Origin of the sequence: Elstera sp. (genome assembly GCF_044372965.1) — a bacterium.
Classification (GTDB): domain Bacteria; phylum Pseudomonadota; class Alphaproteobacteria; order Elsterales; family Elsteraceae; genus Elstera.
This window is the reverse complement of record NZ_JBILQX010000244.1, coordinates 1-4,342: the sequence shown is the minus strand read 5'-3', so window position 1 is coordinate 4,342 and position 4,342 is coordinate 1. Positions and strand designations below refer to the sequence as shown.

The window sequence follows — 4,342 nt, the reverse complement described above, 5'->3', positions numbered from 1 at the left end:
GATGAAGCCGGGCTCCTACCTTATCAACGCCTCGCGCGGTAGCGTCGTCGATCTCGACGCCTTGGCCGAAGGGCTGAAGAGCGGGCATGTGCTGGGCGCGGCCATCGACGTGTTCCCCAAGGAACCCGCGACGAATGACGAGGAATTCGTCAGCCCCTTACGCGGTCTCGATAATGTCATTCTCACCCCCCATATCGGCGGCTCCACCATGGAAGCCCAGGCCAATATCGGGCTCGAAGTCGCCGAGAAGCTGATTAAATATTCCGACAATGGCTCGACGGTTGGCGCGGTCAATTTCGTCGAAGTCTCGCTGCCGGTCAAAGCCGGCGGCAATCGGCGCTTTTTGCATATTCACGCCAATGTGCCGGGTGTGATGCGGCGGGTGAATGAAATTTTCTCCCAAAGCCACCTCAATATCACCGCCCAATATCTGCAAACCGATCCCGAAGTGGGGTTCGTCGTGGTCGATGTGGATGGCGACGTGGATGAAACCGCCGTTCTCAACCAGTTGCAGGCGATCGACGGAACGATTCGGGCGCGCTTCCTCTATTAGCATTTTTTTACGGGTGTAGGGATACCGCGCAGGCTTGCCCGCCTATAGGAAATCAGAGAGGATTTCTGGGTGAGCCTGCGCAAAACCGAGTTAGATGGGGATTTCGACCAAGCCGCCCTGGTGGCTGGGGAAGAAAAAGCCTGGGGCCGCTTCATCGCCCGCTTTACCCGCGTCGTCGCCTCGGCTATTCGCACGGTGCCGGGCGTCGGCGTTCCGGGTCGGGGCGAATCCAGCGACCTGGTGCAAGACGTATTCGTCAAGCTGCTGGCCGACGAGCGCCGCCTGCTGAAATCCTACGATCCCGCACGCGCCGCGCCCGCGACCTGGCTCACCATCGTTGCCCGCTCGATTGCCCGCGACCGTTTGCGGGCGAAGCAACTGCCCGGCGTTCCCATCGACGATGTGCCGGAGGCGGCTTTTGCCACCGATCCCGTCATGCCCGCCGAGAAGATCGAGGTTCCGCCAGGGCTGCTGTCGCCCCGGCAGGAACTCATCCTCAGCCTGCTCTACGATCAAGATATGGATGTCGCCGATGTGGCGGCTTTCTTAAAAATTGAAGCGCAAACCGTGCGGTCTATGCACCATAAGGCGCTGATTAAGCTCCGCGCCCATTTTGCCCCAACCGATACCGGGGATATTTCGCCCTCACCGTCCCTATTACGGGATAGGAGATAGTGCCATGAACCGAACCCTGCCCCCCAACGCCACCGAAGCCGCTGAGGCTATCAAAGCCCGCCAATTGTGGCAAAACTACCGCGCTGCTGCCCCCCGTCCCGATGCGGCGGGCGCGCTGGATTTGGCTGCCTATGCCGATGGGCGGTTGCGCGGCGCGGCGCGGGATGCGGTCGAAGCCTATCTCGCCCGGAACCCGCAGGCGCTGCGCGATGTTCTTGCCGCACGGGCGGCGCATGCCGGAGAGGCGACCAAAGCTAAACCTTCGATTGGACGACGCCCGAGCGTCATGGATCGGCTCGGTTGGGGTGCCGCGCTCTGCGCTTTCTGTCTGGCGGTTTGGATGGGGTTTGCCACCGGCGAGCAGGTCGCCAGCACCGATAACGAGGCCTATTCGCTCTATTCAGTGGCAGGGGATGACAATGTCGATCTTTAGTCGCCTACCGCCGTGGCGACGCGCCCTGCCTTGGGTTTTGCTGCTCATCTCGGTCGGCTTTAACATCGCCTTCTATCTTGGGCAGCGTTGGTACGAGCGGTTTTTGTCGGATATCGAGCCCGCGATTGCCGAAAACGCCAAACTCACCCCGGAACAAGCTGCCGCGCTCAAGGCGCTGCGCTTCCGCGTGCTGGGCGAAATCATGCGCACGGGTAAAGATGGTGCTCGCCGCGCCGGTCACATCTGGGACGATTTGCGCGAGGCCCCCGTTGACCGCACCCGGATCGATCAGGGTCTGCACGATATGGCAGAAACGCGCTTGAAAGCGCAGGGCCGGGTCGTCGATGACGTGATCCAATTCCTCGACAGCCTGCCGCCCGACCAGCGTGCCCGGACCGTAGACGCCATTCGCCGCCGCGATCCGATTACCCGTACCCTGCTGTTCGGCCCTGGGGGACTGCCGCGCCCGCCCTATCAGCAAGGGCGTCCGGGCGGCCCGCCGCCGCCGCCGCCGCCGCCGCCGCCGCCGCCGCCGCCGCCGGAACCGAAAGTCGCGCCATGACGGGAGTCCACGAAAACTTGCCTCCCTCAGAGATCCGTGACCGCGCGCCGGTGTCCAAAACCGATCCAACGCGACTAGTCAAACGCTCGGTCGTCGTCGCGGGGCACCGAACGAGTGTTTCGTTAGAGGATGCTTTCTGGGCGGAGTTGCGCCGCGTGGCGACCGCGCGGCACACCAGTATCAACGGGCTTATCGCTGCGATCGACGAAAGCCGCTCGGGCAATCTATCGTCGGCCATCCGGGTGTTTTTACTGCTGAACCGCGTCCAGGAAAATTAAAGCGTGCGCCGCAACCTTGACCTGGGGCAAGGCTGCGGTTACATCCCGCTCTATGGCTCTTCCCCCTCTGCTGGCGCTGCGCGGCGCGACCGTTACCTTCGGCGCGAAACCGATTTTCAATGAAATTGATCTGGCGATTTCGCCGGGCGAACGCGCTTGCCTTGTCGGCCGCAACGGTTCGGGCAAATCGACCCTGTTGAAAGTGCTGGCGGGGGAAGTGGACCTGGACGCGGGCGAACGCTTCGTGCAGCCGGGCACCCGCATGGCCTATCTGCGGCAAGACCCGGATTTCGGTACCGCCAAAACCGTCGGCGATTATGCGCTCGCAGGCCTTCCGCCCGATGCCGGCCCCGAAGGCCCCGCCACCGTCGAAGCCGTTCTCGCGGCGCTAACGCTCGACCCCGCAAAGCCCGTAGCGGGCCTTTCCGGCGGGGAAGCGCGCCGGGCCGATATGGCGCGCGCCCTCGTTTCTCGCCCTGATATTCTGCTGCTGGATGAGCCGACCAACCATCTCGATTTGCCCACGATTGCCTGGCTTGAGGCCGAGCTTGCCGGGTTTCGCGGGGCAATGCTGGTGATTAGCCATGATCGCGCCTTCCTCAAAGCCGTTGCCCGCCGCACGCTTTGGCTCGATCGCGGCTTCGTGCGGCGGCTCGATAAGGGCTATGAGGCGTTCGAGGAATGGTCGGAACAGGTCATCGCCACTGAAGAGCAGCAAGCGCGCAAAGACGCGGCCAAGCTGAAAGAAGAAATGCGCTGGCTGCGCGAAGGCATCTCCGCCCGCCGTCGCCGCAATATGGGCCGCGTGCGCGCGCTCTATGATCTGCGCGAAAAAATGTCGGAACGCCTCAAGGTGGCCGGTACGGTCAAGGCCGATATCGCCGCCACCGAAAGCGGCGGCACGATGGTCGCCGAAGCTGAGCATCTGCGCTATGAAATCGACCAGCCCCAGGCCGATGGCAGCACGCGCACCCGGGTTCTCATCCCCGATTTTAACTTTCGTCTGGTGCGCGGTGCGCGCGTCGGCTTGATCGGCCCGAATGGCGCGGGGAAAACCACCCTGCTCAAGATTCTGCTGGGGCAATTGCGCCCCACGGGCGGCAAAATCCGCATCGGCTTCGGCATCGAACCCGTCTATTTCGACCAGAAGCGCGAGCAGTTGGACCCGGACGATACGCCTTGGAAGATTCTCTGCGAAGGCGGCGGCGATCAGGTCATCATTAACGGCCGCCCCAAGCATGTGGTCGGCTATCTGCAAGATTTCTTGTTTGCGCCCGAGCAGGCCCATAGCCCGATCCGCAGCCTTTCCGGCGGCGAGAAGAACCGGCTTTTGCTGGCAAAACTCTTCCTGCGCCCCGCCAATCTGCTGGTGCTCGACGAGCCGACCAACGATCTCGATTTAGAAACCTTGGACCTCCTAGAAGAAGTGCTGGCCGATTATCCTGGCACGGTGGTTCTCGTGAGCCATGACCGCGATTTTCTCGACCGGACCGTGACCGCCACCATCGCCTTCGATAGCGATGGCGAGGTGCGCGCCTATGCCGGCGGCTACACCGACTGGCTCTCGCAGCGGCCCGACGCCCCTGCCGAGAAGCCCCCCAAGCCGACCGCTAAAGCCCCGGCCAGCGGCCCTAAAACGCCCGCCACGAAACTATCTTATAAAGATCAACGGGAGCGGGACCAGCTTCCGACCCAGATTGAAGCAGGAACGCTTGCGCTCGAGAAACTGGAGCAAAAGCTTGCCGATGCGTCTTTTTACTCAAAAGATCCAAAAGGATTCGCCGAAGCAACGGTAAAGTTAGAAACGTTACGCTCTGAGCTTGCAACCCTCGAAGATCGCT

At 62.4% G+C, this 4,342-nt stretch carries 6 protein-coding genes; all 6 read left to right on the top strand.

Features of this window, described 5'->3' with window-relative positions; translation table 11 throughout:
- Positions 1-553 (top strand): NAD(P)-dependent oxidoreductase (locus ACIQ36_RS18825; RefSeq protein ID WP_395832214.1); only part of this gene is annotated, 553 nt, incomplete at its 5' end.
- 69 nt (positions 554-622) lie between these two features.
- Complete coding sequence (locus tag ACIQ36_RS18820) at positions 623-1,228, top strand: sigma-70 family RNA polymerase sigma factor (protein ID WP_395832212.1); 606 nt, start codon at positions 623-625, stop codon at positions 1,226-1,228.
- Positions 1,229-1,232: 4 nt separating this feature from the next.
- Complete coding sequence (locus ACIQ36_RS18815; RefSeq protein ID WP_395832210.1) at positions 1,233-1,661, top strand: hypothetical protein; 429 nt, start codon at positions 1,233-1,235, stop codon at positions 1,659-1,661.
- Positions 1,648-2,223 carry a hypothetical protein gene (locus ACIQ36_RS18810; RefSeq protein WP_395832208.1) on the top strand — a complete coding sequence of 192 codons (576 nt, stop codon included), beginning with the start codon at positions 1,648-1,650 and terminating at the stop codon, positions 2,221-2,223. Before ACIQ36_RS18815 ends, ACIQ36_RS18810 begins: the two co-directional genes overlap by 14 nt.
- 50 nt (positions 2,224-2,273) lie before the next feature.
- Positions 2,274-2,501, top strand: a complete 228-nt coding sequence (locus ACIQ36_RS18805) for a ribbon-helix-helix domain-containing protein (RefSeq protein WP_395832206.1) — start codon at positions 2,274-2,276, stop codon at positions 2,499-2,501.
- A gap of 52 nt (positions 2,502-2,553) precedes the next feature.
- Positions 2,554-4,342: ATP-binding cassette domain-containing protein (locus tag ACIQ36_RS18800; protein ID WP_395832204.1), on the top strand; the 1,789-nt coding region annotated here is incomplete at its 3' end.

What these genes read in the sequence shown, in the direction of transcription:
- ACIQ36_RS18815 (WP_395832210.1), top strand. Translation starts at nt 1,233, where the DNA reads ATGAACCGAACCCTGCCCCCCAACGCCACCGAAGCCGCTGAGGCTATC.
- ACIQ36_RS18810 (WP_395832208.1), top strand. Translation starts at nt 1,648, where the DNA reads ATGTCGATCTTTAGTCGCCTACCGCCGTGGCGACGCGCCCTGCCTTGG.